The sequence below is a fragment of the Cyanobacterium sp. genome (genome assembly GCF_054166785.1).
In genome coordinates, this window is sequence record NZ_JBSZCP010000030.1 from 1 (window position 1) to 6,216 (window position 6,216).

Sequence of the window (6,216 nt, forward strand, 5' to 3'; positions counted from 1 at the left end):
AAAGATACCATCCCAAATTTGTCTTTTAGACCACTTTGGTGGACAAGTTCTTTTTTTCTTTGGTAATAGAGGTTTAATTATTTCCCATTCTTGATCACTTAGACTGCTAGAGTAAGCCATTATTCCATTTATCAATTTGTTTCTCTCAATATTCTACTAGATACCAAATGGGTTCTATAAGATCCCTTATCTGCTCGATTATTTTGGGCTATGCCATGCAAACCATCTTTTTCCCATTGTTTGACATATCTTTGGATAGTGCGAACTGACTTATTCAATTGGATTGATGCTCGTTTTAACTTTTCCCCATAAGTTTTGCGATCGCACGGCTCTAGTAAATCTTCAATGACATCAGCTATTTTCTGTTCTTCGGGAGAGAGTTGAGTTATTAATTCTGGTGCATCGGAAAATTGGTCATCCATCCCTATAACTCCTACATAAATGTTTTATTAATACATAGTAGATTAATACTTATTATATGACACATAATTTGTTAATGACCACTTTTCAAACAAAAAAGTCGCCTAATTGGAAGGCGACATATAATTTGTTATATTTCAGGAAAACGACACTTAATTTGTTAACTTAATCTCAAAGACTGTTAAACCTGATTTAATTGATAATACTTGATATGCAAAGATTTGAAGGGTCTTATTTTTAGATGACACTAATCTGTTATCACGTCATTTAATCTGTTACTGTACACCTTTGATGAAGGTAATAAATCCTCTTTTGTTTTATTTATCGGTTTCTGTTGAACTCTGACAAAGGAGATAACTGGTGATTTCACAAGGTTTTATGGTGCTAAAGTTAACGTCATCAAGATGATTTTCTAAAATATTAACCCTTGCTTGAAGTTCTAAATCTAAGGTATTTTCCAGAGAAAAATTAGTAATTTTATTGCTTGATTCATAAAAACGTAAAATGATTTGGTTATTATCGCCATAACCCTGTTTTAAAGCTGTCAAAATTAAATTATCTGAGCCTAAATTTATAAATTGTTGATTGTGGGGGAAAAGATTAAAATTACCCTCCTCATGGTCTAATATCACTACTTCTAAGGGTACATTTAACTCATAACCTTTGTTAACTGTTTTAGCCTCTTGCCAACCATTTTGATGGGGATAAATAGCATAGGTAAAATGATGTATCATCATATCAGAAGTAGGGTCAGGCCATTTAGGGCTACGCAACAGACTTAATCTAATTTGATTGGGCTTGAAATCGTGACCATATTTACAATTATTCAGTAAACTGATTCCATATTTGTCATTGCTTAAGTCAACCCAATGATGGGCGCAGATTTCCCATTTTGCTTTTTCTAATGCAGTTTTTTGGGTGGTAGGGTATTCCATCACAGCACAGGGAGTTTCATAATACGCTTTGGGGCTATTAAAGTTGAGGGGAAAATTTACTTTTAAAAGGGTGTATTCTTCTTGCCAATCAATGGTATTTTCGATGTAAACGATGGGGCTATGGCAATGTAAAATATATTTTTGGGTAAAGGTTGATTGATTATATTTTTTTACTATTTTTATGACTTGTCTTAATCTCCCTTTTTCTAGCCATTTAATATCGATGAGTTGGGGATGTTCTAAAGGATATTGTTCATAATTAGGGTTAATATTCCAAGCATCCCAATATTGTCCTTCATCTTTAAATAGTTGTAGTTGATTTGCTTCACCTTTAACCATTTCTTGATCTATTTTATAATCATAAAGACTGACTAAATTACCTGTTTTAGAGTCAATAGTTGCTTTTATATATTTATTTTCTAAAATGAATTCAGCTTCTGGTTGTAATGGTTCTAATTTATCTTGTTCTTGATTAGGAGTCAAAATTAGTTGGATATAGCCGACTTTGGGGATATTTTTAACAAAAACTAATAGTTTGTTATCTTCAGAAATTTGAGTTTCTAATTGATTACCCTGAGAATCTTTTACTTGATATTTTTGTCCATCAATATCTATCTCAACAATTTCCGAACGTTGCCAGTTTAAACTATTAAAAATTACTACCCTTTTTTCTCCTTCTAATAATACCCTTTTTTCATTATCAATATTCAGGGCGATCGCCCTTAGGCAATCATTTAAAATTAATTTACCTTCTTGAATTACCTCTTGCCATAGTTGATTAGCTTCCGTAAAAACTGGAGTAATAGAAGTACCGGGGAGAATGTCATGAAATTGATTTAATAATACTTTTTTCCATAGTTCATCAATTTTAGCCTGATTATTAATATGATGATTATCACCTAAATTATATTTCTTATTTAAAATATTAGTAATTGTAGAGAATAATTCAGCTTGAAAAAGTAACTTCTCACAATATCTATTGAAATATTTTTGATCCCCATGGGTAGTATAACAACCCCTATGTAACTCTAAATATAGCTCCTCATACCACATAGGGACATTATTATTTAATTCATTACTAATTTTGTCTAAATAATCTTCCGCTTTAGCAAAATTAACCTGTGGAAAAAAAGGAGACTCATCATAACGTTTTACTACATCCAACATATCACGGGTAGGGCCGCCCCCATGATCCCCTACCCCCGGCAGCCAAAAAATGTCCTTTAATCCCGTTTGCCCTTCCCAGTCCACACTATAATCAGTCATTACCACAGGATTAGTATTCATAACCCCCGCCACATTAGGAGGAGACATGGCAGTGAAAACCCGACTACCATCAGGGGATTGCCACCAAAAACACCCATGGGGAAACTTATTAGTATCATTCCAGTGTAGTTTACCCGTCACAAAATAATCTATTTCTCCTAATTTTAAAATCTGGGGTAATTGTGCAGGAAAACCAAAACTATCAGGCAACCATGCTACCCGATTATATTGTGCAAACTTTTCTTTAAAATATTTTTGTCCATATAATATTTGTCTAACCAATGATTCTCCACTAATTAAATTAACTTCTGGCTCTACCCACATCCCCCCTAATATTTCCCAAGTATTATTTTTTACTTTTGCTTGAATATGATTAAATAGGGGCTTATTATTATCTTCTATCCATTGATAAAGATAAGCAGTGGTATGTCCAAATGTTAATTTAGGACTATCTTTTTGTAAATTTAATACGGAGTTAAAAGTTCGTTGGGCAACGGTATAGGTTTCATCCATCTTCCATAACCAAGCCATGTCTAAATGGGCATGACCTAAGAGATAAAAATTTCTATTTTTGATATATTGAGATAAGGGTAAAAGTTGATTTCTGAAATTAATCAAAGACTCGTTGAATAAATCTTGATGTTTAATATTATTCCAGTCAATTAGTTGAATGGCATTCTCTATCTCAATTTTTTCTTGAGGATAAAAGTTATCGATATATTGGTATAAAACTGTTAATTCATTGGCAACAAAACTAGGATCTATTTTTTTATAATCACTCTCATAAAGACATCGGGAAGCCATTAAACCGCCTATGTCGTGGTTTGGACTGATTAATTTTAAACTGATAATAAACTCTTGATTTGGCTGGGTATTATTCGTAACTAATACTCGACTAGAGGAGTCAAATAAATCTCCTTCACATACTAATTGTTCGTTAATATATATCTGAGCAAATTCTGCCCACCATGTAAGTCCAATTCTTAAGGAAAGGTTATTTAGAGGGTAATTATTTAAATGATCAGGAATTGTGATTTTTTGCGCAAACCAGCGGATTTTATGGCCTTTTTCCCATACTAAGTATTTTTTCTCATTGGCGATCGCCCTTTGCCAATTTTTATTAACATATAGGGGAGGTTGTGATAAGTCTTCGTCTGAATAGCTCCAATTATTTTGAATATCTAATTCTGTTAAAGATTTAAGTTTATTTATAGTTTCTTTTATTAACATATAAAATAGTCATGAATTATTTGGAACAGATTGATCATAAAAAAAGCCTCAAAAAAGCTAAAACCCTTATCCATCGTCTTTTTGATTAACCTAATTAGTCCCAATGGGTTAGCGTCACAGTAAAGTTTTAATCACTAATTATACATTTTCCATTAATAAAAATGAAGAAAAAAATACTTAGCAAAAATTATCTTAAACCATCACACGTAAGAACAAAGTTAATTTTTTTATCATAAACCGCTGAAAAATAAGTAATGATGGCAAAATATACTTAGGGGAACATTTAAAATAGGTATAAAACCATGGATAACAAATTAGAAAGTGAAAATAAAAAAAACAATAGTTTATCCCTAGGCTTCCATAAAATTATTGTAAGTTTAGACTATCCAGAAAATAACAAAGAAGTCTATCAACAAGCCCTCGAAATAGCTAAAAATAATCACAGTGAATTGATGCTGTGTCATTGCCTCCACGAAAATTTATCCCATAATACTGATTTATTAATGCCCTCCGTGGTTGGTAGTGGAATGTACACCTCAGAAGTGTGGGATATGGAACAGGAAATGTTAGAAAATAGTAAGAAAAAAGTAAGTGAATGGTTAGAGTCTCTACAAGCTGAAGCCTACAAAGCAGATGTTAAATGTGAATTTATTTGTCTAACGGGTAGTATTGCCGTGGAAATTTGCGAATTAGCACAAGACTGGGGGGCTGATTTAATCGTTACGGGACGCCGAGGATTAAAAGGTTTAGGGGAGGCTTTACTGGGTAGTGTGAGTAACTATGTTGTCCATAATGCACCCTGTGCGGTGTTGGTGATACAACATGGAAACAATAAATAAAGTTTACCGCCTTGAAATTGTCTTCAATTCTTTACCATTGGTACTCGAACAAAAGTTAATGTGACACAATAAAAGTTAATTATTAATATTTGAACAGTAGAAAAGTCTTTAATAAAATTTAAGGAGTTTAATTTGTGAGCACAGCAACTTTACCATCTAACATTGATGCAACGGAAAGAGATACCTTTAATAAGTATGTAATGAATACCTACGGGCGTTTTCCCGTCACCATAGAAAAAGGAGAAGGCTGTAAGTTATGGGATACGGAAGGAAAAGAATATCTTGATTTTGTGGCAGGCATTGCTACTTGTACCCTTGGCCATGGACATCCTGCCCTCATTGAGGCGGTGAGTGAACAGATCAAAAAATTACACCATGTTTCTAATCTTTACTATATTCCTGAACAGGGTGCATTGGCAAAAAAGATTGTGGAAAATTCCTGTGCCGATAAGGTTTTCTTTTGCAATTCTGGGGCGGAGGCAAATGAGGCAGCGATAAAATTAGTGAGGAAGTATGCCCATACGGTATTAGAGTTTTTAGAAGAGCCAGTAATTTTAACGGCAAAATCTAGCTTCCATGGACGCACTTTAGCTACTGTTACCGCCACGGGACAACCCAAGTATCAAAAGCATTTCCAGCCTTTAGTCCCCGGATTTGACTATGTACCTTACAATGATATTCGTGCCATTGAAGAAGCTATTACGGATATTGATGAGGGCGATCGCCGTGTAGCTGCTATTATGATAGAACCTTTACAAGGGGAAGGGGGTGTACGGCCAGGGGATTTGGATTATTTCCTCCGACTCAGAAAAATTTGTGATGATACGGGCATTCTTCTTGTATTTGATGAAGTGCAAGTGGGGGTTGGACGTACGGGTAAAATGTGGGGGTATGAAAACCTCGGGGTTGAACCTGATATTTTCACCAGTGCCAAGGGTTTAGCTGGGGGCATTCCCATCGGGGCGATGATGTGTAAAGCCAGTTGTGATGTTTTTGAACCTGGAAATCATGCTAGTACCTTTGGGGGTAATCCCTTTGCTTGTGCCGCAGGACTCAAGGTGCTAGAAACCATTGAGAGTGAAGGTCTTTTGCAAAACGTTCAGGCCCGTGGAGAACAACTTAGAACCCGCTTAAGGGCGATCGCAACGGCCTATCCTCAAATATTTGAAGAGGTGAGGGGTTGGGGTTTAATTAATGGTATTGAAATTAAAGCAGATGCTGATTTAACTTCCATTGAAGTGGTCAAAAAAGCCATGGAAAAAGGATTATTATTAGCTCCTGCCGGGCCTAAGGTAGTTCGTTTTGTACCTCCCCTAATTATTTCTAGTGAAGAAATTGATCAAGGTGCTGATATTCTCCAACAAACCCTCACGGAATTAGTCCAGAACTATTGAAGTACCCTAACTTTGCCTAACGGCTGAAGATAGGGATTCTAACAGCCAATTACTTGACCGTTCATCCACTCAAACAACACAAGTTGCAGAGGGTTGGTAGGCTCAGAAACTACTGCTTCTGATATATCCCGA

The 6,216-nt window shown here is 35.0% G+C and carries 4 protein-coding genes; 2 read left to right on the top strand and 2 right to left on the bottom strand.

Translation table 11 applies throughout. The annotated features are described in order from the left end of the window. Window positions 1-131: 131 nt before the first annotated feature. Both ACXITR_RS05225 and ACXITR_RS05230 read right to left on the bottom strand, forming a co-directional pair. On the bottom strand, window positions 132-422 hold the full coding sequence (locus ACXITR_RS05225; RefSeq protein WP_457996176.1) for a hypothetical protein: 291 nt from the start codon (window positions 420-422) through the stop codon (window positions 132-134). A 315-nt stretch (window positions 423-737) separates the two neighbouring features. Next, the gene (locus tag ACXITR_RS05230; RefSeq protein WP_457996177.1) at window positions 738-3,851 is read right to left on the bottom strand and encodes an alpha-mannosidase; all 3,114 of its coding nucleotides are present in this window, start codon (window positions 3,849-3,851) and stop codon (window positions 738-740) included. 302 nt (window positions 3,852-4,153) lie between these two features. On the opposite strand from ACXITR_RS05230, the gene ACXITR_RS05235 reads away from it, so the two are divergent. Together ACXITR_RS05235 and ACXITR_RS05240 are read left to right on the top strand one after the other, a co-directional pair. Then, window positions 4,154-4,690 carry a universal stress protein gene (locus tag ACXITR_RS05235; protein WP_457996178.1) on the top strand — a complete coding sequence of 179 codons (537 nt, stop codon included), beginning with the start codon at window positions 4,154-4,156 and terminating at the stop codon, window positions 4,688-4,690. Between the two features lie 134 nt (window positions 4,691-4,824). Then, window positions 4,825-6,084, top strand: a complete 1,260-nt coding sequence (locus ACXITR_RS05240; RefSeq protein ID WP_457996179.1) for an acetylornithine/succinylornithine family transaminase — start codon at window positions 4,825-4,827, stop codon at window positions 6,082-6,084. The last annotated feature ends 132 nt before the right edge of the window (window positions 6,085-6,216 follow it).

Coding starts and splice junctions, on each gene's coding strand:
- ACXITR_RS05225 (WP_457996176.1), bottom strand. CDS start 422: ATGGATGACCAATTTTCCGATGCACCAGAATTAATAACTCAACTCTCT.
- ACXITR_RS05230 (WP_457996177.1), bottom strand. CDS start 3,851: ATGTTAATAAAAGAAACTATAAATAAACTTAAATCTTTAACAGAATTA.
- ACXITR_RS05235 (WP_457996178.1), top strand. CDS start 4,154: ATGGATAACAAATTAGAAAGTGAAAATAAAAAAAACAATAGTTTATCC.